At 55.5% G+C, this 26,374-nt stretch carries 23 protein-coding genes; 10 read left to right on the forward strand and 13 right to left on the reverse strand.

Features of this window, described 5'->3' with window-relative positions; translation table 11 throughout:
- Position 1 precedes the first annotated feature (1 nt).
- Positions 2 to 859: a glycosyltransferase family 2 protein gene (locus tag G7069_RS01255; protein ID WP_166293474.1), complete on the reverse strand. Its 858-nt coding sequence runs from the start codon at positions 857 to 859 to the stop codon at positions 2 to 4.
- 68 nt (positions 860 to 927) lie between these two features.
- On the opposite strand from G7069_RS01255, the gene pilB reads away from it, so the two are divergent.
- Genes pilB through coaE form a run of 4 tightly spaced genes read left to right on the forward strand, consistent with a single transcriptional unit; the run spans position 928 to position 5,403 of the window.
- Entirely contained in the window at positions 928 to 2,670 is a 1,743-nt protein-coding gene (gene pilB, locus G7069_RS01260; RefSeq protein ID WP_205758729.1) for a type IV-A pilus assembly ATPase PilB, read from the forward strand.
- Between the two features lie 2 nt (positions 2,671 to 2,672).
- Positions 2,673 to 3,926 carry a type II secretion system F family protein gene (locus G7069_RS01265; RefSeq protein WP_166293476.1) on the forward strand — a complete coding sequence of 418 codons (1,254 nt, stop codon included), beginning with the start codon at positions 2,673 to 2,675 and terminating at the stop codon, positions 3,924 to 3,926.
- Between the two features lie 3 nt (positions 3,927 to 3,929).
- Positions 3,930 to 4,796, forward strand: coding sequence for an A24 family peptidase (locus G7069_RS01270; protein ID WP_166293478.1), 867 nt, complete (start codon positions 3,930 to 3,932; stop codon positions 4,794 to 4,796).
- Between the two features lies 1 nt (position 4,797).
- Positions 4,798 to 5,403 (forward strand): dephospho-CoA kinase, encoded by a 606-nt coding sequence (coaE, locus tag G7069_RS01275; RefSeq protein ID WP_166293480.1) that lies wholly within the window; start codon positions 4,798 to 4,800, stop codon positions 5,401 to 5,403.
- A gap of 44 nt (positions 5,404 to 5,447) precedes the next feature.
- On the opposite strand, the gene G7069_RS01280 is transcribed toward coaE, so the two are convergent.
- Complete coding sequence (locus tag G7069_RS01280) at positions 5,448 to 5,696, reverse strand: hypothetical protein (protein WP_166293482.1); 249 nt, start codon at positions 5,694 to 5,696, stop codon at positions 5,448 to 5,450.
- 236 nt (positions 5,697 to 5,932) lie between these two features.
- Here G7069_RS01280 and G7069_RS01285 point away from each other — a divergent pair, with 236 nt between their 5' ends.
- The 3 genes from G7069_RS01285 to G7069_RS01295 all read left to right on the forward strand — a co-directional run bounded on the left by G7069_RS01285 (position 5,933) and on the right by G7069_RS01295 (position 7,519).
- Positions 5,933 to 6,883 carry a Nudix family hydrolase gene (locus G7069_RS01285; RefSeq protein ID WP_166293484.1) on the forward strand — a complete coding sequence of 317 codons (951 nt, stop codon included), beginning with the start codon at positions 5,933 to 5,935 and terminating at the stop codon, positions 6,881 to 6,883.
- A gap of 196 nt (positions 6,884 to 7,079) precedes the next feature.
- Positions 7,080 to 7,226: a hypothetical protein gene (locus G7069_RS01290; protein WP_166293486.1), complete on the forward strand. Its 147-nt coding sequence runs from the start codon at positions 7,080 to 7,082 to the stop codon at positions 7,224 to 7,226.
- Positions 7,227 to 7,312: 86 nt separating this feature from the next.
- Entirely contained in the window at positions 7,313 to 7,519 is a 207-nt protein-coding gene (locus G7069_RS01295; RefSeq protein WP_166293488.1) for a hypothetical protein, read from the forward strand.
- A 456-nt stretch (positions 7,520 to 7,975) separates the two neighbouring features.
- Here the strand turns inward: G7069_RS01295 and G7069_RS01300 are convergent, their stop codons facing one another.
- Complete coding sequence (locus G7069_RS01300) at positions 7,976 to 8,161, reverse strand: hypothetical protein (RefSeq protein WP_205758730.1); 186 nt, start codon at positions 8,159 to 8,161, stop codon at positions 7,976 to 7,978.
- A 1,069-nt stretch (positions 8,162 to 9,230) separates the two neighbouring features.
- Between G7069_RS01300 and G7069_RS01305 the strand changes: the two genes are divergently transcribed.
- Positions 9,231 to 10,493, forward strand: coding sequence for an HlyD family efflux transporter periplasmic adaptor subunit (locus G7069_RS01305; RefSeq protein WP_166293493.1), 1,263 nt, complete (start codon positions 9,231 to 9,233; stop codon positions 10,491 to 10,493).
- Entirely contained in the window at positions 10,490 to 12,583 is a 2,094-nt protein-coding gene (locus G7069_RS01310) for a peptidase domain-containing ABC transporter (protein WP_166293495.1), read from the forward strand. Before G7069_RS01305 ends, G7069_RS01310 begins: the two co-directional genes overlap by 4 nt.
- Positions 12,584 to 13,049: 466 nt before the next feature.
- Here the strand turns inward: G7069_RS01310 and G7069_RS01315 are convergent, their stop codons facing one another.
- The 3 genes from G7069_RS01315 to G7069_RS01325 all read right to left on the reverse strand — a co-directional run bounded on the left by G7069_RS01315 (position 13,050) and on the right by G7069_RS01325 (position 17,903).
- Positions 13,050 to 13,847 carry a hypothetical protein gene (locus G7069_RS01315; RefSeq protein WP_166293497.1) on the reverse strand — a complete coding sequence of 266 codons (798 nt, stop codon included), beginning with the start codon at positions 13,845 to 13,847 and terminating at the stop codon, positions 13,050 to 13,052.
- A gap of 253 nt (positions 13,848 to 14,100) precedes the next feature.
- Positions 14,101 to 16,827, reverse strand: a complete 2,727-nt coding sequence (secA, locus tag G7069_RS01320) for a preprotein translocase subunit SecA (RefSeq protein ID WP_166293499.1) — start codon at positions 16,825 to 16,827, stop codon at positions 14,101 to 14,103.
- Positions 16,828 to 16,958: 131 nt separating this feature from the next.
- Entirely contained in the window at positions 16,959 to 17,903 is a 945-nt protein-coding gene (locus G7069_RS01325; RefSeq protein WP_240912601.1) for a M23 family metallopeptidase, read from the reverse strand.
- Here G7069_RS01325 and G7069_RS01330 point away from each other — a divergent pair.
- On the forward strand, positions 17,894 to 18,364 hold the full coding sequence (locus G7069_RS01330; RefSeq protein ID WP_166293501.1) for a DciA family protein: 471 nt from the start codon (positions 17,894 to 17,896) through the stop codon (positions 18,362 to 18,364). The two genes, G7069_RS01325 and G7069_RS01330, sit on opposite strands and share 10 nt — an antisense overlap.
- Before the next feature lie 129 nt (positions 18,365 to 18,493).
- Here the strand turns inward: G7069_RS01330 and lpxC are convergent, their stop codons facing one another.
- The 7 genes from lpxC to murG all read right to left on the reverse strand — a co-directional run bounded on the left by lpxC (position 18,494) and on the right by murG (position 26,363).
- Positions 18,494 to 19,414, reverse strand: a complete 921-nt coding sequence (gene lpxC, locus G7069_RS01335; protein WP_166293504.1) for a UDP-3-O-acyl-N-acetylglucosamine deacetylase — start codon at positions 19,412 to 19,414, stop codon at positions 18,494 to 18,496.
- A 141-nt stretch (positions 19,415 to 19,555) separates the two neighbouring features.
- The gene (ftsZ, locus tag G7069_RS01340) at positions 19,556 to 20,806 is read right to left on the reverse strand and encodes a cell division protein FtsZ (RefSeq protein ID WP_166293506.1); all 1,251 of its coding nucleotides are present in this window, start codon (positions 20,804 to 20,806) and stop codon (positions 19,556 to 19,558) included.
- A gap of 98 nt (positions 20,807 to 20,904) precedes the next feature.
- A complete protein-coding gene (gene ftsA / locus G7069_RS01345; RefSeq protein WP_166293509.1) occupies positions 20,905 to 22,173 on the reverse strand; it encodes a cell division protein FtsA in 1,269 nt (422 codons plus the stop codon).
- Positions 22,170 to 22,907, reverse strand: coding sequence for a cell division protein FtsQ/DivIB (locus tag G7069_RS01350; RefSeq protein ID WP_166293512.1), 738 nt, complete (start codon positions 22,905 to 22,907; stop codon positions 22,170 to 22,172). The genes ftsA and G7069_RS01350 overlap by 4 nt, the downstream gene beginning before the upstream one ends.
- Entirely contained in the window at positions 22,904 to 23,863 is a 960-nt protein-coding gene (locus G7069_RS01355) for a D-alanine--D-alanine ligase (protein ID WP_166293514.1), read from the reverse strand. Before G7069_RS01355 ends, G7069_RS01350 begins: the two co-directional genes overlap by 4 nt.
- Entirely contained in the window at positions 23,860 to 25,320 is a 1,461-nt protein-coding gene (gene murC, locus G7069_RS01360; RefSeq protein WP_166293516.1) for a UDP-N-acetylmuramate--L-alanine ligase, read from the reverse strand. Before murC ends, G7069_RS01355 begins: the two co-directional genes overlap by 4 nt.
- Entirely contained in the window at positions 25,317 to 26,363 is a 1,047-nt protein-coding gene (gene murG / locus G7069_RS01365) for an undecaprenyldiphospho-muramoylpentapeptide beta-N-acetylglucosaminyltransferase (RefSeq protein ID WP_166297410.1), read from the reverse strand. Before murG ends, murC begins: the two co-directional genes overlap by 4 nt.
- Positions 26,364 to 26,374 lie beyond the last annotated feature (11 nt).

The following is a 26,374-nucleotide window of genomic DNA, read 5'->3' on the forward strand; positions in this document are numbered from 1 at the left end:
CTTATTCCAATGACTCACGCTTATAGGTCAAATTTGTAATTTGCTCTGAAATCAATCCCATCAGAAAGATGATCACCGAAGCACTAAGTAGGAGTGCACTCATATTCGTAAATCTGTGCTCGAAATAGAATGTCCACCCGTAATAGCAAAGCCCAAGCAAAAAGAAGAAAATAGAAGCAGGCGCAAAGAGCTTTACTGGCGAGTACAATGTCGCGATTTTGAAAATAATCAATAGAAATCTCATGCCGTCCTTGATTGGTCGGATATGGCTTTTGCCAAGTCTTTTCGCAACGGGTACCTTTACGTATGCAACTGAATATGCACTACGGAAAAACGCCATGGTGCTCGTTGTAGGATAGGAAAATCCGTTAGGAAGCAAGTGTAGAAACTCCCTAAACTTGCTGGCCCGAACCGCGCGAAATCCCGACGTCAGATCAAGAACCCTATGGCCTGTCATCCAGCTTGCGAGGCGGTTGTAAAAACCATTTGCGAGACCTCGCCCGAAGTTTGCCTGACCCGTCGAATCCCTTGCGCCTACGACCATGTCGTAGCCCTGATTCAGCTTGTCGATCAAAGCCTGAATGTAAATGGGGTCGTGTTGCGCATCCGCATCCATAAACACCAAGACATCTTCGCTAGCGATGCGTGCACCTCGCTTCACAGAAGCACCGTTGCCCATTGAGTAGGGATTTGAAAGGATTTCAATATCCATTTTGGCGCAGATGGATTTCGTTTCGTCGGTAGACCCGTCATCGACCACGATTATTTCTGCATCGGGCCACGCCACCTTGAGCTTTGGCAGAACGATGGCCAAACCCTCGGCCTCATTCTTCGCCGGAAGGATGATGGAAATCCCCATTGCAACCCCAAAATGCTTACATTCACATGAGTTTACGGTACATTCTTGTACTGGGGTCGAACTTTGGAATGGCAGTGAATAGTGTCGCCGCAACCAACCTGACGGGCATTACTGGCATCACGCGTCGCTTGGCGATCGATGGTCTCATTGACCCCGACGTCGCGCGCGAGGCGCAGACGGCCGCCAGCGCACAGCGCAAGCCGATTGCGCGCTATTTGGTTGAGAACAATCTAGCGACCTCTCCCCAGGTATTGGGCGCCATCTCAGCCGAGTTTGGGATCCCGCTCTTCGATCCGAGTGCAATGGATCCAAACCAGTCAGCCCTAAAGCTGGTTTCAGAAGATCTGATTAATAAGCACAACATCATTCCGTTGTTTAAGAGGGGCGGCAAGCTCTTTGTAGGCACGGCCGATCCGGCAAACTTCGCCGCGACAGAAGACCTCCGGTTCACTACCAATCTTAGTGTTGAGATGATTCTGGTCGACGAAGACCAGATCAAGCGCACCGTCGAGGCCTGGCAAACCGCATCGGGCGGCAATTTCGACGCCATGATGGGTGGCGATGGCGGAGACTACGACAACCTTGATGTCTCCGCTGGTGATGACGAAGATAACGGTGGCGACAAAGGCATCGAAGCCGGTGGCAGCGACGATGCGCCCGTCGTCAAATTCGTCAATAAGGTATTGATCGACGCCATTCGCCGCGGTGCATCAGACATCCACTTTGAACCCTTCGAGAACGACTACCGAGTGCGCCTGCGTGTCGACGGCCTGCTGAAGAATGTCGCAACGATCCCCAACAAGATGCATTCTCGGATCGCGGCGCGTCTGAAGGTGATGGCCCAACTCGATATCGCCGAAAAGCGTATTCCGCAAGACGGCCGGATCAAGCTCAATATCTCGAAGACCAAGCAGATGGACTTCCGGGTCAGTACCTTGCCCACCCTGTTTGGTGAAAAGGTCGTGCTTCGCCTTTTGGATGGCAGCGCCGCCAAACTGGGCATTGACAAGCTGGGCTACGAAGACGACCAACGCAAACTCTTCGAAGACGCAATCCAAAAACCATACGGAATGGTACTGGTTACGGGCCCCACCGGCTCGGGTAAGACAGTCTCGCTCTACACCGCACTGAATATCTTGAACGACGAAACCCGAAACATCTCAACCGTGGAAGACCCGGTTGAAATTCGTGTGGCGGGCATCAACCAAGTCCAACAGAACAACAAACGCGGCATGACCTTCGCCGCAGCGCTCCGCAGCTTCTTGCGCCAAGATCCTGACGTCATCATGGTCGGTGAAATCCGTGACTTGGAAACCGCGGAAATCGCCGTCAAAGCCGCTCAAACCGGTCACATGGTGCTCTCGACGCTTCACACCAACGACGCCCCGCAAACCATCTCGCGTTTGATGAACATGGGCATCGCGCCCTTTAACATCACCTCGTCCGTGACCTTGGTGATCGCTCAGCGCCTCGCGCGGCGCTTGCATGACTGCAAGCAGCCTGTCACTCTGCCGGAAGCGGCACTGATTGCCGAGGGGTTTACAGAGGCAGAGGTTGCGGAAGGCATCACTTTGTATGAAGCCAAGGGTTGCCCGGATTGCACCGATGGTTACAAGGGGCGTACAGGTATTTATCAGGTCATGCCTATGACCGAAGAGATTCAAGCCATCGTGTTGCAGGGGGGCAACGCGATGCAAATTGCCGAGGCAGCGGAACGGAGTGGCGTAAACGATCTACGCAAATCCGCGCTGTTGAAAGCGAAAAACGGGGTGACAAGCCTCAATGAAATCAACCGCGTGACCAAGGATTGAACATGGCCGCTAGCAAGACAGCAGTAAGGGGAACCGCAGGCGCCGACAAGTTGGACACCTTCGTTTGGAAGGGCACCGACAAGCGTGGCGTCGTGATGAAAGGCGAGCAGACGGGCAAGAGCCTGAATCTGGTCAAGGCCGAGTTGCGCAAGCAAGGCATCAACCCGACTGACGTAAAAATGAAGCGTAAGTCGATGTTCGGCAACAAAGGTGGCAAGGCCATCAAGCCGCTCGACATCGCGATCTTCAGCCGGATGTGGGCCACCATGATGAAGTCCGGCGTGCCAATTGTGCAGTCCTTGGAAATCATTGGGTCTGGCCAAAAAAATCCGAGAATGGCCACGATGGTCAATCAAGTTCGTGATGACATCTCCGGTGGTAACTCGCTCTATGACTCTCTGAGCAAGCACCCCGTGCAGTTCGATGAGCTCTATCGCAACTTGGTGCGCGCAGGTGAAAGCGCCGGTGTGCTCGAAACCGTGCTGGAAACGATCGCCTCCTACAAAGAAAACATCGAGGCCATCAAAGGCAAGATCAAGAAGGCCCTGTTCTATCCCGCCATGATTATCGTGGTTGCGATCTTGGTCAGTGCCGTGTTGCTGATTTTCGTCGTGCCGCAGTTTGAAGAAGTGTTCAAAGGCTTTGGTGCAGAGCTTCCGGCATTCACCAAAATGATTGTCGCGGCCAGTAAGTTCTTGGTGGCTTACTGGTGGATTATGTTGCTCATCGCGGTCGCTGCGATTGCCGGCTTCATATTCGCCTACAAGCGCTCGGTGCCAATGCAGCATGCAATTGACCGGATTTCATTGCGCCTTCCGATTATTGGCAAGATTTTGAATGACTCTGCCGTCGCACGGTTCTCGCGCACCTTGGCTGTGACCTTTGCCGCAGGCGTGCCATTGGTTGAAGCACTTGACTCTGTGGCCGGTGCAACGGGCAACAGCGTGTATACCGAGGCAGTTCATCGCATTCGCGAAGACGTCGCAGTGGGCTATAACGTCAACACCGCCATGAAACAAACCAACCTCTTCCCACACATGGTTGTTCAGATGACTGCCATCGGTGAAGAAGCAGGTGCACTCGACACCATGTTGTTCAAAGTGGCCGAGTTCTACGAACAAGAAGTCAACAATGCCGTCGATGCATTGGCCTCGTTGATCGAACCGTTCGTGATGGTGATCATCGGCGTGTTGGTGGGCAGCATGGTGATTGGTATGTACTTGCCGATCTTCAAACTCGCATCCGTCGTCGGCTGATACATGGCATTTCTTGATACCCAGCCCGCCTTGGGCTATGCCTTGGCGGCGGGCTTGGGTGCTTGCGTCGGTAGCTTTATCAACGTCGTTGTGTTGCGTTTGCCTTTGCGCATGCAATGGGAATGGCGCAAAGAAGCTCGGGAAATTCTTGAAATCCCCGAGGTCTACGAGCCCGCGCCACCTGGTATCGCTGTTGAACCTTCGCATTGCCCGCAGTGCAAAGCACGACTGTCTTGGTACGAAAACATTCCGCTGCTGAGTTGGATCGCATTGCGCGGCAAGTGTCGTCATTGCCATGCGCCGATTTCAAAGCAATATCCGCTTGTTGAACTCGCAACCTTGCTGCTGTCGCTGGTGTGCGTGTGGCGTTTTGGCTTCGGTTGGCAGGGCTTTGGTGCGCTCGTGCTGACGTGGTCACTGATCGCGGCGATAGGCATCGATGCCAAGCATCAGCTGTTGCCTGATGTGATCACCCTGCCCTTGCTCTGGCTCGGATTACTCGCTTCGACCGACTCACTGTATGTCACGCCCAAGAAGGCCATCATGGGCGCCGCAGTGGGTTACGTCGTGCTGTGGTTGGTGTGGTGGCTGTACAAACAGTTCACCGGTAAGAACGGCTTGGGCGGCGGTGATTTCAAATTGCTTGCGGCGATAGGCGCATGGACGGGTACTGCCGGGCTGTTTCCGACCATTCTGTTGTCGTCATTTGTGGGTGCCGTTCTCGGCTCCATTTCGCTGAAGCTGCAGCAACGCGGTTACGACACACGTATCTCTTTCGGCCCTTATTTGGCGGTAGCCGGCTGGATTGTCTTCATGTGGGGACCCGAGCTCGTGGCCTGGTACTACAACACGATGGGCCTCAGGCGCTAACATGGGCGCCTACGTCGTCGCGGTGACGGGCGGCATTGCATCAGGGAAAACCGCGTTCGCAGAATACTTGAATTCACTCGGCGCGGACCTGCTGGATGCCGATGTCGTCGCGCGCGAAGTCGTCGAAACCGGTTCTGATGCGCTTGCAGACATCGCTGCGCACTTTGGCCAAGATATTTTGCTTTCAAACGGCACACTGGATCGCGCCGCCTTGCGCAAGCGCGTATTCGAAAGTCGTGAAGAGCGGACGTGGCTTGAGGCTTTGTTGCATCCGTTGATTCGCGCCCGATTGCATGAGCAAGCGAATGCGTCTACTGCGTCGTATGTGGTGACCGTTATTCCATTGCTGACTGAAAGCGGTGGCCGCAAGAACTATCCGTGGGTGGATCGCATCGCTGTAGTGGATGTGCCTGAGTCCGTTCAAGCCGAACGACTCATGGCACGTGATAAGACCGACGCTGACATGGCCCGCAAAATGATCGCAGCGCAAGCAACGCGCGAACAGCGACTCGGTATTGCAGATGACGTGATCAGCAATACGTCTTCGTTTGAACAACTGCAGCGTTCAGCACAGTGCTTGGATATTCTTTACAAGAATCTGGCTTAAGCAAACGCATGATGTGAATGATCGGCGATTGAATTCAATAAGGATTAGTCGCGCGCATTTGCATCGTCACCACGACGCCCTCCGCTGCCAAAAGCGTCCCAAATAAAGACTATGAGCACTATGAACCAGCCAGCGACTTTGATCGCTAAGGGCCATGTCTCGTAGTGCCATTTTTCTGGCAGAAGTACATTGAGGCCCGTCGGCCAGACCGTGCCCACGAGCAAGAGAATCATCAAGAGGATTGTCAGTACTTGCTTGATGATTTTTCCGCCATTTCGAATCTCAAAGCCCATAAAGTCTCAGTTTTCTACGGTGGCAGCTTCTTGCAATCGTTGACCCACATTGCTAACGATCAGCCGTCGCTGACCTTAGAATTAAGCTGCAACGAAAGCGTGTCAGATTTACACGTAGATGACTGTAGGAAATTTCGGATGTTGGACCAATTTGTCGAGGCATCTAGATCCACGAGCTCAAGACGCCTATCAATGCATGCACTCATTCCCACGGCAATGATCCAATGATCCACGTGATGGCCGCCCTAATAACCGACGCGAAAGGCCGCATCCTTATGGCCCGCCGTTTGGTCGGCCGTGACTTCGCCGGCTACTGGGAATTCCCAGGCGGAAAAGTTGATCCCGGCGAAACGCCAGAAGCCGCCCTCGCACGCGAGCTGAAAGAAGAACTAGGCATCGATGCCCGAATCGACGAAGCCGTGATGGTCGTCCCCCAGCACGCCCCCAAAGCACTCAAGCTTGATGTGCGCTGGGTCCGTCATTGGACAGGCACCCCAAAGGGCCTGGACGGCCAAGCCCTCGCCTGGGTCCCCCGCGACAAGCTCGCCCAATACGCCGTCCCTCCACCCGACGTCCCCGTCATCGCCCACCTCCTAGAACCCGACCAAGTCTGGATCACCCCCCAATTAACGGTGACAGGTACAGTTAATTCGGAATTAACGGGGACGGGTTCAGTTAATTGGCTTGGCCGATTGGAGGCTGTGTTGTCCTCCGGCGTGAAGCGGATCCAATTGCGACCGTGGGGGAATGGGGTGCCTGCAGAGGAAGCGCTAGCCGCGTCGCGCGCGCTGGTCACTCAAGGCGTCGAACTCTGCCGGAAGTATGGTGCTGAAGTTGCCATTAACGCTGACGTCGATCTTGCACGCACACTCGGCTGCGGCCTCCATTTGAAGTCCTCCCAACTGCATATGCGCGCCCTGCCCGATCTTCCGCTAAGCGCCTCATGTCATAACGCGGAAGAACTCCAACGCGCACACGCTCTCGGCTGTCGATATGCATTGCTCGGGCCCGTCGCGCAAACGCGCAGCCACCCGGATGCTTCTCCATTAGGTTGGGACAAGTTCTTTGATATCCGCGGCTATGCGCCTGCACTACCGACGTACGCACTCGGCGGAATGACACCTGCGGACATTCAAATTGCCCGATATCACGGCGCTCAAGGTATTGCGACAATCCGCGGGCTTTAGACGTAAATCGGTTTGCATCCATCGACCAAAAGAAAACTCTAAAAGTGAAAGTGTTGCCTCCGTCCAAGTCATGATTCGGACTTCTCCTACAGACTTCATTGCGAATGCGCCCTTATCCTCAAAGAGCACACTCGGTGCATTGCTAAAAGCAAACCTACCGCGAGACTACGAAGGTCACGCCCAACGGAGAGACGGAATGAAGCAATTGAACGAACTTGAATGTGCGCACGTGTTTGGTGGCGCTGATGGCGCACCTTCGCAAACCGATTGGCGCAATGAAGTAGAGCGCCAGTTCGAAGCATTGAAGCGTCTGTTGGAAGAACAACGCAAACGTGAAAGGTAATCGTTGACCACGCGTGAGTGTTTCTACCATCACGCCCAAGTCGCGATGCACAGCTGAACTTTCTCAATATTCTTTAAGGACTAATCATGCGTGAATTGAATGAAATCGAAGTAGGTGAAGTAGACGGCGGCAAGATCTCGACCGGCACCGCATTGAGTGTTGCGGGTTGTTGGGTCACCACGGTCGCAGGCGTTGGCCTCGCTGTCGTCGGCGCGCCCCTGCTAGCGGGTGCTGCCGGAACGCTTGCACTCGGCCTCGCGATCACCGCAGCTGTCTCCTACGCGACGGAATAAGCACAACGGGGGTATTCTCTTTAGATGCCCCCATCCCAGAAAGCTATGACGAAACGCTTCCAAACCAGTCGAGTGATAGTTCTTTTGCTTGCGACATTCTTCGCGGCAATCGCTGTGTATTTCGCTAGCCGCATGTACCTGTCTCAAACGGTGTCGTTGATCCTGGCAACGACGACCATCGCTTTTTGTTCCACGCTAGTTGCAAGGCGTGTGCTCAGCCGCTCTAGCTAGTCAACTTGCTTGCTTTCCAACTTTATCAAACGCAGCGGTAGCCAGAAAAAGAACTTCTTGACCCAATTCGCCGTTTGCACAGTAATCATGATCGGTATTGCCTATTTTTCCCTGCCCAATTACACAGGGAAATTTGGACTTTCTTTCAAGTTCGGTTTGATGTGGGGAATCGCTACAGCGACGCTCTTGTTTCTTGTTGTCAGGCTCATTAAGGTCTTGACCGCATCAACGGGAAAACTTGGTAATGACCTTCATAAATAGGTAAATGAGTACGGGACCCATCACCGCAATCACGCATGCACCGGTGAACCAATTTCGACCCAAATACCCCTGACTGAAATACTTCACGCCGACAATGACAGCGACAATAAACGGTAACAGGAGCAAGTAAACAACGCTCGGCAACTTCATCGCAAGAAAGGCCCTCTCCGTGACGGTTTCCAATGCCATTCTACGGAGAAACAGAGCTCAACGATGCGCCTGAAGTACAGCACGTTTTTTGGAAAGAAGATTTGCACTCGTGCACTGACAGGGCACGAAGCCATTTTTGAAGTTCTTCAAGAGACAGTGTAGCACCTGAAGAGTGATTCGGACTTTTCCTATATGATCCAAAATTCTCGTCAGGTAACATTTTTCTACCGACAACACCACCGAACTATCGGAACGCCAAAATCATATTGGGAGGTTTTAATGAGAATGACTTCAGCAATAGAAACAGCGCGTGTCAGCGGCGGAATACAAGCTGGGCCGAATAGTCGGACAAACCATGTCGCTTACAATCAGTGTACGTTTGACGCGTTCTCGAGCACGGTAATCTCTGCAGGTGTCGCAGGCTTTGTTGGCGGAGCCATTTTCGGCCCAGGAGCGGTGATCGGTGGCGTCGCTGGAATAATGGGCGGCTACGCTGGCCAATCAGCGGCGTGTTTGCTAGACATGGCGACGGGCCCCGATTCAAGTGATGAATATTCGACCCCATCACCGGCAAGATAGCCGCTGGTTGTTCTGGAGCGAACTTTGAAAATTTTCTTGTCTGTCTTTTTCGTAATGATCGGGGTGAAGATCACACTTGATCTATTCCGATTCGGTCATGTGAATATTGCCGAGAGCGGCTACGTTGTTCTTGCCTGTGCAATTTCTTCTGCCGTAGTTGCCTACTTTCTACGCAGAAGAAGCAGTGCAAAGTGACGAAACGTTCATTCGAATAGAGTACCCAAGCGCGCATAAGTTTTATTCATCGCGTGTGGTCGTTTAATAGCAAAGCAATCACTAGGCGTGTCCGAATCCGAAGATTTATCCCGTGCAAGGCGTGAAATTTAGATCTCCCGCGGGGTTGCAACAAGTGGTCATAGCTTGGTGCCAGAGTGGCATCGGACCTATACAGGACGCGCGTGTTTTTTTAATGTTCAGATTTTTCCGATACCGAATTACATGCGCACCCGATAGCTTTCTCTTTTTCTTGGAACGTTCGGTATTCTTATAGATGACTTCCGCCCTGTTTCGACAAGAAGCCCTTGACGCCAAGAAAGGCGGTTGGCTTGGACGCATATCACTCGCGCAACCTATGCCGCTGTGGGTGATGACTTCAATCGCAGTGATTGGCGCAGTGTCGATTCTCTTGTTTCTCTTCGTCGGCAGCTACAGTCGTCGCTCGACAGTGATCGGGCAGTTGGTGCCTACGCGGGGCGTCTCCATCATCCTGGCGCCTGCAACCGGCGTCTTATCGCAGATGGACACGATGGAAGGCCGACACGTCGACAAGGGTCAGGCTCTTGCTGTCGTCACCATGCCACGCGCAACTGTAGAAGACGGCGACACACTATCGGCCCTGCACACACAGTTGGCACGTCGCACGCAAGGTTTGGAAGGCAACCGCGATGCGCAGGCTCAACTTTTGACCACGCAGGCGTCAAGCTTCAGTGCCCAACTGGCGACCGCGCGTACCGAACTGAAACAACTCGAAGGTGAGATCTCAACGCGCAAAGAGCAAGTCCGAATAGCGAAAGAAACACTCGGTCGCTTTCGTCAGCTACGTCAAGACAACTATGTAAGCGAGCTGCAAATGAAGCAGCAAGAGGCCGCATATTTGCAGTCGGTCGGTGAAATGCAGATTCTCGAACGTCAGGCCACATCCGCACGCCGAGGTGTTCTGCAACTGCAACAAAGCCTTCAGGAACTTCCGGCCCAACGTATGGCATCGGATGCCGGCTTCCAACGTGATCTGGCCACCCTCGCTCAGGAATCACTTGAGGTCAGTGCGCGCGGTGCATTGGCCATCAATGCGCCGATCAAAGGAACGATTTCAAACATCCTCGCCAAACCCGGTCAGGCGGTGCAACTCGGACAGCCGTTGTTGAGTGTGTTGCCCGCCGATGCGCAACTCGAAGCAGAGCTATTAGTGCCGAGTCGCGCAGTCGGTTTCATCGAACCCGGCGATAAGGTCTTGCTTCGATACCAAGCCTTTCCGTATCAGAAGTTCGGACACCACATCGGGCGCGTTGCACGTATCAGCCGGAGTGCTTTGAGTCCGGCGGAATTGCAATCAATCTCCGGTCTCTCTGGCAACAGTGAGCCGCTGTACCGCGTGACGGTGCGCTTGGCGCGTCAAGCCGTCACGGCCTACGGCAGGCCCGAAGCGTTGCGTCCGGGCATGTTGCTGGAGGCCGATATTTTAGGAGAGCGTCGAAGTTTGATTGAGTGGATATTCGAACCACTGTATTCAGTTGCCGGAAGAACACTCAATTGAAAACGATTCTTCAATCCGAAGCCGCCGAGTGCGGCCTAGCGTCACTGGCTATGGTGGCATCTGCGCATGGCAATGCAGTGACATTGGCCGAAGTGCGTCGTCGCTTCCCGCTTTCGCTTAAGGGCGCCAAGCTCAATCAGCTCATCCAGATCGCACAACAGCTTGGTATGCAAACGCGCGCCTTGCGTTTGGATATGGATGATTTGGGCAAGCTGAAGCTCCCGTGCATCTTGCACTGGGACTTGAACCATTTCGTCGTGTTGTCGAAGGTGTCACGTGGCAAAGCGACGATCCACGATCCGGCGTTCGGCAAGCGTGAGATGGCATTCACGGAAGTTTCGGAACATTTCACCGGTGTGGCGCTGGAGCTGACGCCGGGCAAGAACTTCATCCAGAAGAAAGCCGCGCCTGGCATTACATTGCGACAACTTACCGGTCACGTCACGGGTGCACGAAGGGCATTGACGCAGATTCTGTTGTTGTCGATCGCGCTTCAAGTATTTGTGGTGCTTGCGCCGTTCTTCATGCAATGGGTGGTGGATCAGGTTCTAGTATCGGCCGACCGCGATTTGCTGACCGTGTTGGGCCTCGGCTTCGGATTGGCCTTATTGCTGCAGATTGCCATTGGTGTTTTGCGCGGATGGTCTGTGGTGTATCTGTCATCACGCCTCGGCATTCAGTGGATGGACAACGTCTTTGCACACGTCCTGCGTCTACCGCTCGACTTTTTCGAGAAGCGCAACCTCGGTGACATCACCTCGCGAATGTCGTCGGTACAGGCCATTCAACGCACGCTGACAACGAGTTTTGTCGAAGGTTTGATTGACGGACTGATGGCGATCGTGACCCTCGTTTTGATGGTGGTCTACAGCTGGAAATTGGCCTTGGTGACTTTCGCGGCAGTCGCGTTGTACTTTGGCATTCGATTGCTTTCTTTCCGACCGTTACGCGATGGCACCGAGCGCCAGTTGGTAGCTGGTGCACGACAACAAACACATTTACTGGAATCACTGCGCGGTATTCAAAGCCTCAAGGTCGCCGGCGCCGAACCGCTGCGACGCTCGACCTACGACAACTTGATGGTCGATACCGTGAACCAGGATGTTCGACTGGCGCAGATGGGACTGGGGTTCAGCGGCGCAAGTCAGATGGTGTTCGGCATCGAGCGCATCGCGGTCATCTGGATTGGCGCTTTGCTTGCGATGTCGAATGTGTTTTCGGTCGGGATGCTGATCGCCTATCTCGCCTACAAAGATCAGTTTGCAGCGCGTATGTCTGCGTTGATCGACAAGTTCATCGAGTTCCGCATGTTGCGCTTGCACGGCGAGCGCTTGGCCGACATTGTGCTCACGCCGCCTGAGCACGCGATGGACACCGATATACAGGCACCCCCGTCGACCTGTCGGATCGAAGTGGAGGGTTTGGGCTTTCGCTATGCCAGCGGCGAACCTTGGGTGTTGAAAGAGTGCAGCTTCGTCATTGAGCCGGGGCAATCGGTGGCATTTGTCGGTGCATCGGGCTGCGGCAAAACAACACTCGTGAAATTGCTCTTGGGCCTTCTTGAGCCGACGGAAGGTGTCATTCGCGTCGGAGGCGAAGACTTGCGCAAGCTCGGGCCGCGCACGGTGCGGCAGATTGTGGGTGCCGTGATGCAGGATGATCAGTTGTTCAACGGCAGCATCGCCGACAACATCAGCTTCTTCGATCCGGATGTGGACCAAGTGCGTATCGAACACGCTGCGACAATGGCCGCCGTGCACGCCGAAATCGTCGCCATGCCGATGGCGTACCACAGCTTGATCGGTGATATGGGCAGCAGCTTGTCAGGTGGCCAAAAGCAAAGGGTGATCTTGGCCCGTGCGCTGTATCGTCAACCGAAAATCCTGTTTCTGGATGAAGCCACTAGCCACTTGGATGTGCAGAACGAACATTGGGTGAACGCAGCGGTGAAGCAACTCGATGTGACGCGTGTCATTGTTGCGCATCGCCCCGAGACCATTGCCAGTGCTGATCGAGTGCTGGTCATGCATGGCGGAAAGATTGTGCAAGAGGTTGCGCCTGCGAAGGGCGCGCAGCAAGAGGCTGCGTGAATGCGTCTTCAACCCACCTCAGTTCGTCTTTCGACGATGCGATAGCCGACGCCTGTTTGCCGCATCAATTAGCACCTAAATCAATGATTTGAGGATCGCACTCATGAATAGCAGCGTAAAGTTCGGTCTTTTCGGTTTGGTTGCAACAGCAGTGACTATTCTTGTACTTCGCATATTCGCAACAGACGATTCCGGGCTATATGTCGCTGGAACGGCGATCGCCTGGTATGCGACCGGACTTTGCTTCATAAGACGCCCATCAAAAGAGCGTCTCTCGCCGCTGAGAGAATAAAGAGTCGCAATCAACACATGGCCGAGGTTTTTCATATTTCCCGGAATTGAGCCTATTCGCACGTGTAACGGCAAGCCGCACTTCATCAACAGCACAACGCTAGGCTGCCCTATGACGCGGGACGTACCCGCTATCTCGGTTTACGCGCTTGACGCGTAAGACGCCAAGCGGACGTTATAACTCGCTGCCCTTCATCGATACGACAGCACTCGGCTGCAATATTGGACCGCAACCGATCGCTTTTGAAAAGAGATCCACTGGGTTCACGCCCGCCACGTACTCAGCTTGCCAATTCGCGCGTGATTGATGTGCGTCGACAAAACCAAGTGCGTAATAGCCCGCCAAATATTTAATGTCTTCTTCAACGTATTGAAGTTCGTTCTTTCGGAAACGCACGTAACGTGCTTCATCCAAGTGATTCACCTTTGCCATGTAGAATTCTGCCGGCCACTCAATGCTACTTTCCCAAGCGGCCCTGCCCTTCTCTAGATCATTTAGCGCGGCGTATGTTTCACGAAGTTGTTGGCACTGTGTGGTTCTTCCAGTGGCGCGATCCAAAACTGCGCGATAGAACGCGTTCATCTTGTCCACGCTTCGAGTGTGCCTCGTTTGCTCAGCTGCCGATAGATAGGTAACAGCGTCCATTCTCACTTTTAGCGACGTCGCCTTTCCTATCTGCACCATCAAATGGAATGCTTCGTGACTTGCAACCAGTGCTCGCTGTTCTTTGCCATCAACCAACAGCGCTTTAGATGGAACGAAAATGGAAGCCACGCCGCACGAGTCAAAGAACTGTATTTCTGATCCATCCGGTCCTTTCTGAGATTTCGCCACGTCCTCGCAGCTCGAATTTCGCGGTAAGCGTCCAAAAAAAACTTGCGTGAAAGAGCCCTGTGGACCGGGTGTCCAGACCAGCGTATTCAATTCGACCTTGTGCGCTGAATCCCCTTCACAACCGGCGAACATACACATCAAAAGAATTCCGATGACTTTGCACCGGAATCCTTTAATTATGAGCAAGTCAAATGACAAGCAGAATTACTTCGTTTGCGCGGTAGACGTCACGGTAGACGGGACATCCGAAAAGTTCGCCAACAGAAATCTGACGCATTTCTATCTCGCTTTTGGCAATTGATCTCGCTGAGGCATTGCTTTTTCGAATGCCTAAGCAAGATTAGATGCAGCATCGATACGCTGGCAACCCAGAGATTGGCATGAGCCGCCCTTAAGCCAACTGCCCGTGGCAATGCTTGAACTTCTTCCCGCTGCCACACGGGCAAGGATCATTACGGCCGACATTCGCGTACATCGGATCGAGCTCAGTTGAACCATCGGCGTTGACTTGCGCCTCGCCGTAAGCGCCCATACCCGGATGTTGGAAGTTCATTTGGGCAGCTTGCGCATCTGCATGGGCGCGTTCTGCCGCTTCCATTTCTGCGATTTCTTCTTCGCTACGAATGTGCAGGCGCGCCATCATGGCGATGACCTGGCGCTTGACGGTTTCGAGCATTTCAGAGAAGAGTTCGAAGGCTTCCTTCTTGTATTCGTCCTTCGGCTGCTTCTGTGCGTAGCCGCGCAAGTGAATACCTTGGCGCAAGTAGTCCATGCGCGCGAGGTGTTCTTTCCAGTTTTGGTCGAGCACGTTCAACATCAAGTGCTTTTCGACCATGCGCATAGTTTCGCTGCCGATTTGTTGCTCGCGTGATTCGAAGTGCGCATCAACCGCCTTTTGCACTTCCTCTTCAACGTCTTGCGACTCTGCCATGTCGCGACCTTCAATCCACTGCGTCAACGGCAGGTGGACATTCATTTCGCTGGCGAGCTCGGCTTCCAGGCCGCGCAGATCCCATTGATCAATGATGGATTCGTTGGGCACGTACTTGGCGACAAGGTCACCCACGACGTCTGCACGAATACCGTCGATGTTTTCTTTGACCGACTCAGCATCAAGCAACTCATCACGCTGGGTGTAAATCACCTTGCGCTGGTCATTGTTGACGTCATCGAATTCGAGCAGGTTCTTACGAATGTCGAAGTTGTGCGATTCAACCTTGCGTTGCGCGTTGGCGATTTGCTTCGTCACCAAGGTGCTTTCGATGATGTCGTCTTCTTTCAGACCCATGCGCTGCATCATCTTTTGCACCCAATCGGCGGCAAAGATACGCATCAAGTTGTCTTCGAGCGACAAGTAGAAACGGGACGAACCCGGGTCACCTTGACGGCCCGAACGACCACGCAACTGGTTATCGATACGGCGACTTTCATGGCGCTCGGTACCGAGGATGTGCAAACCGCCCGCGGCCTTCACTTCATCGTGGCGTACTTGCCAAGCCGACTTCAAGTTGGCGCGCTCTGCTTCGCCGACGGGTTCGCCGCCGCGCTCTGCTTCAAGCATCGCAATTTCAGATTCAAGCGAACCGCCCAACACGATGTCGGTACCGCGGCCTGCCATGTTGGTGGCGATCGTGACGGCACCTGGACGGCCGGCCTGCGCGACGATATGCGCTTCACGTTCGTGCTGTTTGGCGTTCAAGACTTCGTGCGGAATGCCTTCTTGTTTCAGGTAATCACTCAGCAGCTCGGACACTTCAATTGAGGTCGTACCGACCAACACCGGCTGACCTTTATCGTGCGACGCCTTGATTTCTTTTGCCACGGCGCGGAACTTGCCATTGCGGTTCAAGAACACCAAGTCGGAATGATCTTTACGGACCATCGGGCGATGCGTCGGGATGACCACCACTTCCAAACCGTAGATGCTTTGGAATTCGAAGGCTTCCGTATCCGCCGTACCGGTCATACCCGAAAGCTTCTTGTACATGCGGAAAAGATTTTGGAAGGTGATGCTGGCGAGCGTTTGGTTCTCGCGTTGGATATCGACGCGTTCCTTCGCTTCAACGGCTTGATGCAAACCATCCGACCAGCGACGCCCCGGCAACGTACGACCGGTGAATTCGTCGACGATCACCACTTCGTTATCGCGCACGATGTAATCCACATCGCGTTGATAAATCGCATGCGCACGCATGGCTGCATTCAAGTGGTGAACCACGTGAATGTTTTGCGGTGCGTACAAACTTTCGTCTTCACCGATGATGCCGGCGCGACGCAACAAGTCTTCAGCGTGCTCTTGCCCTTGTTCGGACATATGCACTTGTTTTTGCTTTTCATCAACCCAGAAGTCGCCTTCGCTGTCTTCTTTGTCTTGGCGCACCAAATTCGGCACCAACGCATCAACGCGTGAGTACAGCTCAGGGGATTCTTCGGTCGGCCCGGAAATAATGAGCGGCGTACGCGCTTCGTCGATCAAGATCGAGTCAACTTCGTCGATGATCGCGTAGTTCAAGGTACGTTGGAAACGGTCTTCCTTCGAGAGCGCCATGTTGTCGCGCAGATAATCGAAGCCGAATTCGTTGTTGGTGCCGTAGGTGATATCGGCGGCGTAGGCAGCGTGCTTGTCGCCATGATTCATGCCCGGATACACGACACCGACCGTCAGGCCGAGCCAGTTGTACAACTTGCCCATTTGCGCGGCGTCGCGGCGTGCCAAGTAGTCGTTCACCGTAATGACGTGAACACCTTTGCCTTCGAGTGCGTTGAGATAGACCGGCAAGGTGGCGACCAAGGTCTTACCTTCACCTGTACGCATTTCAGCGATCTTGCCCAAATGCAACACCATGCCACCGACGAGCTGGACGTCGTAGTGACGCATGCCCAACACACGTGTGCTGGCTTCACGGCAGGTTGCGAAGGCTTCCGGCAACACTTTGTCGAGCGATTCGCCATTGGCGATACGATCTTTGAACTTCTGGGTTTGTGCCTTGAGTTCGTCGTCGCTCATCGCCTTCATGGCGTCTTCGTAAGCGTTGACCTTTTTGACAATGACGTTGAGCTGCTTGAGCAGGCGCTCATTACGGCTGCCGAAAACACTGGTGAGCAAACGGTTGATCATGAAATTGTTCTATTTCCTGAGGAATTTCGGGCCAATAAAAAAGGGCGCAATGCGCCCTTTCATGGCTCACCTATTGTAGCTGGGGCCGCCGGTGCGTGTCCGCAAGGCCTGCAACCCCAGAACATTAAGCTTTATCCATGTGTTAGGTCGCTGCCGCGCTGCGCCTGCAAGAACGGTGTCGGGTTCACATAGGCACCGTTTTTCCAGACTTCCAGATGCACATGGACGCCTGTGGAACGCCCCGTAGAGCCTGCTTTCGCGACTTCTTGGCCCTTTCGGACCAGGTCACCCACTTGCTTGCTGAGCGCAGAATTATGCGCGTAGCGGGTCACGTAGCCATTGCCATGGTCGACCTCGATGACATTGCCATAGCCGGTGCGGACCCCTGCGAAGCTGACCACGCCGTCGGCGACGGCAAAGACCGAGTCGCCATAATCTGCGCTGAAATCGATGCCCTTATGGAACTGCCCACCGGCACCGAACGGATCGGCGCGGAGGCCAAAGCTCGAGGTGATGATAGGGCTATCAGTCGGTGAACGGGATGGCAGGAAGCGGCTCGCGCTCATGTTGGCACTGAGCAGGTTCTGCAACACCTCAAGTTGTGCGCCCGTGCTTTGCAGCTGCGCTTGCGTGTTGTTCAGGCTTTGATTGAAAACCGCTGGCGGAATATCAAACGCCGGACCACCACCACCGGTACCGACCGGTTGATCAAAATTGAACTCACCGCCTTGAAGGCCGCTGGTCTCTACAAGACGTTTGCCGAGCGCATTCAGACGCGTGGCCTGGGCTTGCATCTCCGCCAAACGCGCAGACATCGCGTTCAATTCGCGCTGTGCATTCTTTCGTGTGAGCTCAATTTGCTGCGACTGCTGGGATTGCAGGCTGCGCAATTTCAGGACTTCGCCCTGTTGCATGCTGAATTGAACGGCAAAGCCGGTCAGTAGACCCATGCCGAGCAATGCGCCGCCGGCCCATAAGGGACGTTGCGAAATGACCTTGGCGGCTTGTTGCACCTTCGGCATAACGAAGGTTTCTGTAAAGTAGTTGAATTGCTTTTGGATGCGCGATGTCTTCACGAAATTCCTTTGGTTCGGGTTCGCCCCCCCGTCGTACGCGCAAACCGCCGCGTAACGTGGTGGACGTGGCCATGCAATCGGCGCTGGCAGACCCGCTTCGCCGCGCCGCTTGGCTCGGCAAGGTCGGGCTGCAGCTTTCGACTGCATTGCCCCGCGAGCTGGTCGCGCATGCGCGATTTGCCAATATCGAAGGGCGGACCTTGGTGTATTTGGTGGATGGGCCGGTTTGGGCGAATCGCTTGCGGCTTTCGGCGGAGCCAATCATTGCTTCTGCCCGTTCCGTCGGGCTGGATGTTGAGGCACTCAAGGTGCGGGTGGCACGCAATCCGTTTCCGTTGCCCCCCTCTGTCGGCAACCGAGCGCAACCGCCGGTCCCTGCGACAGAACGAACAGCGCTGCGCACTATCCGTCACCTTCTGGCCGACGCACAGAAGCGAGGCCAATCCTCCGACGACAGCTGAAAGCCGTTACCGGAGCCGTGCAATGTTAGCGGCGGCGTGCAGATCGGGTGTTAAAGAAGGCTTAAAGTGTGAACGCCATGTGAAAATCGGCATTCGGAAGCCTGTCGCCAGGCCCTTGAAGCGCGCGAATTACGCGGTTGCGAGGGCCGGATAAATGCCGGCGACAGTCTCAGGCGCCTGCGCCTGGTCTTCAAAGGTCACGATGTCCCATGCCTCGGCATCTTCAAGCACGGCGCGAACCAGACGGTTATTCAATGCGTGCCCTGACTTAAAGCCGGTATAGGCACCGAGGACTTGATGACCGGTGAGGTAGAGATCACCCACGGCATCCAAGATTTTGTGGCGGACAAATTCGTCTTGGTAACGCAGACCATCGTCATTCAACACGCGGAACTCATCCAACACGATGGCGTTGTCCATCGAGCCGCCGAGACCCAGATTGCGTTCACGCATGTATTCGAGATCACGCATGAACCCGAAGGTCCGTGCACGACTCACTTCTTGCACGTAGGCATCGCTGGAAAACTCAACGCTTGCACGCGATTGCGAGGGCGGAATTGCCGGGTGGTTAAACACCACGGTGAAGTCGAGCTTGAAACCGTCATACGGCGCAAATGCGGCGCGCTTGTCGCCTTCAGTCACTTCGACGGCTTTCTTAATACGAATGAATTTCTTGGGTGCGTTTTGCTCGACGATGCCAGCAGACTGCAGCAAGAAAACAAAAGGACTGGAGGAACCGTCCATGATCGGCACTTCCGGCGCCGAGAGTTCGACATAGACGTTGTCTATGCCAAGGCCCGCCAGTGCGGACAGCAAATGTTCGACCGTCATGACCCGGGCATCGCCCTTGATCAGACCGGTGCAGAGTGTGGTTTCACCGACCAGTTCGCCATTGGCGGGGATCTCAACCACAGGATCCAAATCGACACGGCGAAACACCACGCCGGTATTGACCGGGGCGGGACGCAACGTGAGGTAGACCTTTTCGCCGCCATGCAAACCGACGCCAGTGGCGCGGATGACATTCTTGAGCGTGCGTTGTGGAATCATCTGGGGGAATTCACCCTAGGGGGCAGAAATATTAACACCAATGCCTAAATCTGAACCCGTAAAGCTGAATGTGAGGAAAGCGCCAAAACTGGCCGCCAGCCGTGAGGCCGGCGGCCAAAAGAGAGACACAACTTTTCTAAATCAATCTGCTTGACGGCGCAGGAAGGCCGGGATGTTCAGGTAGTCGTTCGGTAGATCAGCAATTGCCGGTGCTGCGGCTTCCGTGGTGGCCGAACCGCGCTCACGCAGGCTGCGCGAGATGCTTTGGGTCGGGTTGTACGGATCTGCAACGTCATCGATCGCCGAGGTCACGAACTGGCCGGTGGTGCCATCGCGCTTGCCTTCGGTTTGACGGACAAGTTCGATCTTCGGCATTTGAACGCGCTCACCCTTGCCAGCGGTTTGGTTCGGGCGCGTCGAACGTGCGGTGACCGGATTCAAGCCGGTGGCCACGACCGTTACGCGGACTTCGTCTTGCATGTCCGGATCGCAGGACGTGCCGATGATGACCGTGGCATCTTCCGATGCGTAGTTTTCGATGGTCGCACCGATTTCGCTGAATTCCGAAATCGTGAAGTCCGGACCCGCGGTGATGTTGACCAAGATGCCATTGGCACCCGAGAGGTTCACATCGTCCAACAGCGGGTTTTGGATCGCAGCTTCAGCGGCAGCTTGTGCGCGATCGTCGCCACGTGCCACGCCCGTACCCATCATGGCCAGACCCATTTCGCTCATCACGGTGCGGACGTCTGCGAAGTCGACGTTGATGACGCCCGGACGAACGATCAGGTCAGCGATACCTTGCACGGCACCTTGCAACACATCGTTGGCGGCGCGGAAGGCTTGCACCATGGTGGCCGAGCGGCCGAGCACGGTGATCAGTTTTTCATTCGGAATGGTGATCAAGGAATCGACTTGTTGAGCCAATTCTTCAATCCCTTTTTGTGCCGTTTGCATGCGGCGCGGGCCTTCAAACGGGAACGGCTTCGTCACAACGGCGACGGTGAGAATGCCCATTTCTTTGGCGAGCTGTGCGACCACCGGTGCTGCACCGGTACCGGTACCACCACCCATGCCAGCGGTGATGAACACCATGTCTGCACCTTGCAGCGCGTCCATGATGCGTTCGCGATCTTCAAGCGCAGCTTGGCGACCGACTTCCGGATTCGCGCCAGCACCCAGGCCCTTGGTGACATTGCTGCCCAATTGCAGGTGGGTTTTGGCACCGATTTTCTTGATGGCTTGTGCGTCCGTGTTGGCGACAACGAACTCGACGCCTTCCACTTGATTCGCAACCATGTGCGCGACCGCATTGCCGCCGCCACCACCGACGCCGACAACCTTGATCACCGCATTCGGTGCAAGCTTTTCAACCAATTCAAAGTTACCCATTGTTGTGTCCTCTCGATTTTTGTTTTGTTGTTTATTGATTTTTGTAATGGAGGTGTTGCGTTTACGCCTTGCCCTGCCCGCCGCTTTGAATCTGAAACTTAGAACTCACCGCGATACCAATTTTTGAATCGCGTCATCGCCTGAGCGATGGCGCCGGTACCCGCGCTCGCCGGCAACAAAGAACGACTGCGTCTCGGTGCTTCTGCTTGTGTACCGAGCAACAGCAGACCCACGCCGGTGGCGTGTTCCGGATTGCCGACGACTTCACCGAGGCCGGCCACCTTTTGCGGAATGCCGATGCGGACCGGCATCTGCAGCATTTCTTCTGCCAGTTCAACCACGCCTTCCATGCGCACAGCACCACCGGTCAACACCATGCCGGCGCGCACTTGCGGTTCAAGACCTGCACGGCGCAATTCGGCTTGGACCATTTCAAAGATTTCTTCGTAGCGACCTTGCACGGCTTGCGCCAAGGCATGACGCGGCATGCGACGCGGCGGGCGATCACCCACGCTCGGCACTTGGATGGTTTCTTCAGCGGTTGCCAACTGTGCCAAGGCGCAGGCATAGCGCACCTTGATTTGCTCGGCTTCCGGCGTCGGCGTGCGCAGCATGTGCGCGATGTCATTGGTGACGTGGTCGCCTGCGACGGGGATCGATGCGGTGTGTGCAATGGCGCCGTTGATAAAGACAGCGAGATCAGTCGTGCCTGCACCGATGTCGACGAGGGCGACACCCAGCTCGCGTTCGTCGTCAGTCAAGACTGCAGTGGCGGATGCCAACGAAGACAGCGCGAGATCATCCACGCGCAAACCACCGCGTTGAATGCACTTGGTGATATTGGCAGCGGCCGATTCGGCACAGACGACCAAATGCGCATGCACTTCCAATCGCACACCGCTCATACCGACCGGATTGCGGATGCCTTCTTGCGAATCGTCCAACACGTATTCCTGCGGGATGGCGTGCAAGATGCGTTGATCGGAAGGAATGGCAACGGCCTTCGCTGCATCCAACACGTTATCCAAATCGACATAGGTGACCTCTGCATCGCGCAGCGGCACGATGCCTTTGGAGTTGCGGCATTGAATGTGGTTGCCGGTGATCGATGCATGCACACTGCGAATTTCGCAGCCGGCCATGAGCTCAGCTTCTTCCAGTGCGCGTTGAATGGAGTGCACGGTCGATTCAATGTCGACCACAACGCCGCGCTTCAAACCGCGCGATTCGTGCGTGCCAATACCGATGACGTCAATGGGGTTATGCACACCGACATCGCCGGGTGTGTACTCGCCCACCAAGGCGGTGATCTTGGATGTGCCAATGTCCAAACCAACAATGAGGGATTTATCGCCTTTGCGCGTCATGCTTGATCCTGTGTGTTTTTCGGGGCTTTCGACTGCGAACCCCAACGCAGTGCGAAACCATTGGTGTAGCGGAGGTCCGCGCGTTCAAGCACGCGGTTCGTTTGTTCTGCGGTGAGCTTCGGCAGAATGCCGGCGAAGCGCTTGATACGCGATTCGGCGTCATGACGACCCACCACCACTTGCACGCCGCTTTGCAAGGTCAATGACCAGCTGCCGCGTGCGTCTGCCGACAAGGCCTGCACGCTGTTACCGGTGGCGGCGAACAAGTCTTGCGACGTTGCATACAAGGCGAGCGCAGCACTGACATAACGCGGATCGCCATCCAAGTGCGGCATGCCTTTAGGCAGTGCAATACCCTTCGAGCGCGGGTAGAGCGTGCCGCGCGTTGAGACCAGTTGGTCCTTGCCCCAGAATGCGAACGGATTGTTTTCGACGATTTGTACTTCGATCACATCCGGCCAGCGCTTACGCACTTCAATGGAATCGATCCACGGCAGTTGTGCGACGTCGCGTTGCGTGTCTGCCACACGGATGGCAAAGAACCCTTTCTTAGCGTGCGGTGCGAGCGCACGCTGCAATTCTTGCGCATGGACGCGCGTGACCTGGCCTTCCACACGCAATGTGCGCAGCGGAAAGCGGCTGCTACCGACTGTGCCGCTCAAAACGAGCAGCAGCGGCAATGCAATCAATCCGATTGCAAGTAAGCCTACCGTCAGTCGCAGCGGTGCGTTCAAGCAGTCGCCTCCGAGCTCAAGGTCATTTCAAGAATTCGCCAGCACAGATTTTCGAAACTGATACCGACTTGTTGCGCCGCTTTAGGCACCAAGGAGTGACTCGTCATGCCAGGCGCCGTATTGACTTCCAACAGATAGAGCGTGTTGTCTGCGCGGTTGCGCATGACGTCGACGCGGCCCCAACCGGTGCAGCCAGCGGCCTTAAACGCTTTAAGTGCTAGTGCACGAATGGCGGCTTCTTCTTCGCCTTCCAAGCCCGGGCAGAGATATTGGGTGTCGTCTGCAATGTATTTGGCGTGGTAGTCGTACCACTCGCCCTTCGGCACGATGCGAATGGATGGCAATGCCAGATCACCGAGGATACCGACGGTCAATTCGTCACCCACAACGAGTTGTTCCATCAACATTTCGCCGTCGTATTCTTGCGCCACGCGGATGGCGTCTTCCAAATCTGCTTCTGCCAATACGCGCGAGACGCCGACGCTTGAACCTTCGCAAGAAGGCTTTACAAAGACCGGTAGTTGCAGCGCTTTTGCCGCGCTGCGCACGTCGTCGCCGCGATTCAAACGCACGTAGCGTGGCGTTGAGAGCCCTTCGGCAATCCACACTTGCTTGGTGCGAATTTTGTCCATGGTGAGTGCAGACCCCAACACACCGGGACCGGTATACGGCACGCCCAGTGCATCCAACAAGCCTTGCAAGACGCCGTCTTCGCCGCCGCCATGATTGCCGTGCAAGATGTTGAACACGCGATCCACCTTGCCGGTTTGGATGGCTTGCACCAAGGCCGGAATGCCATCGACGGCGAAGGCTTTGACGCCTTGCGACACCAAGGCTTCCAACACGTTGGCGCCTGAGTTCAACGACACTTCACGTTCGGATGAGGTGCCACCCATCAACACGGCAACTTTGCCGAAATCTGCCGGGTTATGCGTGCGCTGTGCGGGCACGTTCATGCGTTTTGATCTCCTTCTTCTGCGGCGACGCCGTCGCGCGCAATGTTTTGTGCGGCTGCGCCGATATCACCCGCGCCCATCATCAAGACGAGATCGCCGTCTTGCAGCACGCTGGCGAGTGCGGCGCGCAAATCGATGGCGCGCTCCACGACAACGGGCTCCACGCGACCGCGTGTACGAATGGCGCGTGCAAGTGATTTGCTGTCTGCGCCAGCAATGGGCGCCTCACCGGCCGGATAGACTTCGGTCAACAACAGCGCATCGACTTCCGACAACACCATGGCGAAGTCATCAAACTGATCACGTGTGCGGCTGTAGCGATGCGGCTGGAATGCAACAACGAGACGTCGATCCGGCCAGCCGCCGCGCGCCGCTTGGAACACAGCCTGCAGTTCTTTCGGGTGATGACCATAGTCGTCGACCAAAGTGGCTTCGCCGCCGTTTGGCAACTGCAGCGTACCGAGCTCGTTGAAGCGGCGGCCGATGCCTTTGAATTTTTCGAGTGCCGATGCAATCTTCGCCTGCGAAACACCCAGTTGCCATGCAACCGCCGATGCAGCCAAGGCGTTCTGCACATTGTGTTTGCCGGGCAATGCCAAGGTCACCGGTGTGCAGGTGCCATCGGGCAAGCACAGTTCGAAATGCATCGATGCGCCCGTTTGGCTGACGTTGGCCGCGCGCACCGCCGCGTCTTTATCGAAGCCATAGGTGACGACGTGGCGCAAGGTTTTTTCAGCCAAGGCTGCGACGTTCGCATCGTCGATGCACAACACGGCCAAGCCGTAGAACGGCAGGCGGTGCAAGAATTCTTCGAAGGCCAAACGCACGTTGGCGAAATCGCCACCGTAGTTTTCAAGATGGTCGGCGTCGATATTCGTGATGACGGCGATCAAGGGGTTCAAGCGCAAGAAGCTGCCATCGCTTTCGTCAGCCTCTGCCACCAGCCAATGGCTGTCGCCGAGTTTGGCGTTGGCACCGGCGGCGAGCAATTGACCACCGATCACAAAGGTCGGATCCAAGCCGCCTTCTTGGAGGATGCTCGCCGTCAACGATGTGGTCGTGGTCTTGCCATGCGTACCCGCAATGGCGATACCGCGACGAAAGCGCATCAGCTCGGCCAACATTTCAGCGCGCGGCACCACGGGGATGCGTTGTGCGCGTGCTTCCATCAATTCGGGATTGTCTTGGCGAATCGCCGAAGACACGACCACGCAATCCGCGCCCAAGACGTTGGCCGCGGCATGGCCGAGGAAAAGTTTCGCGCCGGCGTTTTGCAAACGTTGTGTCGCCCGATTTTCGGTTTGGTCTGAACCTGAGACTTCGTAACCCAAGGTGCAGAGCACTTCGGCAATGCCGCTCATGCCGACACCGCCGATACCGACGAAGTGCACGCGACGGAATTGCTGTGCGAGATCGCCAGCGTTTTGCAAACGACGTTGGTGAATCGTCGACGTCATGCGGCAGCCTCCAAAGCAATGTCGGCAACGCGATTGGCCGCATCAGGCCGCGCCAACGTGCGTGCAGAGAGCGACATACCGAGACGGCGACGTTCGTCGTTGCCGAGGTCGCGCAACACGCCGGTCAAGTTCTCAGCCAGGCTGTCGCCTTGCTTGAGCAGAACGGCGGCGCCATGGTCAACCAAGAAGAGCGCGTTGCGTGTTTGATGGTCATCGACCGCTTGCGGGAACGGCACCAACACACTGGCAACACCCGCCGCACACACTTCAGCCAAGGTCAGCGCACCGGCGCGGCACACCAACAAGTCGGCCCAAGCGTAGGCTTGCGCCATATCCGTAATGAAAGGTTCAACGCTTGCTTCGACGCCCGCAGCGGCATAGGCGGCGCGCGCTTCGTCGGCTTGTCGTTCGCCACATTGATGACGCACTTCGACCTTCAAACCGCTTTTGGCGATCGCAACCGGAACGGCTTCATTGAGTGCGCGGGCGCCTTGGCTGCCGCCGAGTACAAGCAAGCGGAGTGTGTGTTCGCCACGATTCAAACGTGTGCTCGGTGCTTCGATCGTGCTGATGACTTCGCGAACCGGATTGCCCACGACCACTTCGTCTTCGAACGTATCCGGGAAGCCTGTCATCACTACTTTTGCAAAACGTGCGAGCGTTTTGTTGGTCATGCCTGCGGCGCGATTTTGCTCGTGCACCAACAAGGGAATGCCCAACCACCGCGCTGCAATGCCACCCGGACCTGCGGCATAGCCGCCAAAGCTGATCACAACGCGCGGGCGATGTGTGGCGAGAATCTTGCGGGCACCAATAATGGCGCGCATCAATTTGAGCGGCATCGTCAACAATGCAGCCAGGCCTTTGCCCCGCACGCCCTTTACCGGAATCGTGTCGATGGCAATGTCGTTCTGAGGCACCAAGCGCGTTTCCATCGCGTCGCGCGCGCCCATCCAACGCACTTCCACACCTTGTTCGCGCAAGACGTGCGCAACCGCGAGACCCGGAAAGATATGGCCACCGGTGCCACCTGCCAGAATCATCACTGGGCCTT

This window comes from Lysobacter sp. HDW10 (assembly GCF_011300685.1).
Lineage (GTDB): Bacteria > Pseudomonadota > Gammaproteobacteria > Xanthomonadales > Xanthomonadaceae > Solilutibacter.

Bases quoted from the DNA above. Each gene is read 5' to 3' on its own strand.
- G7069_RS01355 (WP_166293514.1), bottom strand. From the start codon at position 23,863: ATGAACGTGCCCGCACAGCGCACGCATAACCCGGCAGATTTCGGCAAA.
- G7069_RS01295 (WP_166293488.1), top strand. From the start codon at position 7,313: ATGCGTGAATTGAATGAAATCGAAGTAGGTGAAGTAGACGGCGGCAAG.
- G7069_RS01330 (WP_166293501.1), top strand. From the start codon at position 17,894: ATGTCTTCACGAAATTCCTTTGGTTCGGGTTCGCCCCCCCGTCGTACG.
- G7069_RS01315 (WP_166293497.1), bottom strand. From the start codon at position 13,847: ATGTGTATGTTCGCCGGTTGTGAAGGGGATTCAGCGCACAAGGTCGAA.
- G7069_RS01285 (WP_166293484.1), top strand. From the start codon at position 5,933: ATGGCCGCCCTAATAACCGACGCGAAAGGCCGCATCCTTATGGCCCGC.
- G7069_RS01265 (WP_166293476.1), top strand. From the start codon at position 2,673: ATGGCCGCTAGCAAGACAGCAGTAAGGGGAACCGCAGGCGCCGACAAG.
- murG (WP_166297410.1), bottom strand. From the start codon at position 26,363: ATGATTCTGGCAGGTGGCACCGGTGGCCATATCTTTCCGGGTCTCGCG.
- G7069_RS01300 (WP_205758730.1), bottom strand. From the start codon at position 8,161: ATGAAGTTGCCGAGCGTTGTTTACTTGCTCCTGTTACCGTTTATTGTC.
- G7069_RS01305 (WP_166293493.1), top strand. From the start codon at position 9,231: ATGACTTCCGCCCTGTTTCGACAAGAAGCCCTTGACGCCAAGAAAGGC.
- ftsZ (WP_166293506.1), bottom strand. From the start codon at position 20,806: ATGGGTAACTTTGAATTGGTTGAAAAGCTTGCACCGAATGCGGTGATC.
- murC (WP_166293516.1), bottom strand. From the start codon at position 25,320: ATGACGTCGACGATTCACCAACGTCGTTTGCAAAACGCTGGCGATCTC.
- pilB (WP_205758729.1), top strand. From the start codon at position 928: ATGGCAGTGAATAGTGTCGCCGCAACCAACCTGACGGGCATTACTGGC.
- G7069_RS01290 (WP_166293486.1), top strand. From the start codon at position 7,080: ATGAAGCAATTGAACGAACTTGAATGTGCGCACGTGTTTGGTGGCGCT.
- lpxC (WP_166293504.1), bottom strand. From the start codon at position 19,414: ATGATTCCACAACGCACGCTCAAGAATGTCATCCGCGCCACTGGCGTC.
- ftsA (WP_166293509.1), bottom strand. From the start codon at position 22,173: ATGACGCGCAAAGGCGATAAATCCCTCATTGTTGGTTTGGACATTGGC.
- G7069_RS01255 (WP_166293474.1), bottom strand. From the start codon at position 859: ATGGGGATTTCCATCATCCTTCCGGCGAAGAATGAGGCCGAGGGTTTG.
- G7069_RS01270 (WP_166293478.1), top strand. From the start codon at position 3,930: ATGGCATTTCTTGATACCCAGCCCGCCTTGGGCTATGCCTTGGCGGCG.
- coaE (WP_166293480.1), top strand. From the start codon at position 4,798: ATGGGCGCCTACGTCGTCGCGGTGACGGGCGGCATTGCATCAGGGAAA.
- secA (WP_166293499.1), bottom strand. From the start codon at position 16,827: ATGATCAACCGTTTGCTCACCAGTGTTTTCGGCAGCCGTAATGAGCGC.
- G7069_RS01280 (WP_166293482.1), bottom strand. From the start codon at position 5,696: ATGGGCTTTGAGATTCGAAATGGCGGAAAAATCATCAAGCAAGTACTG.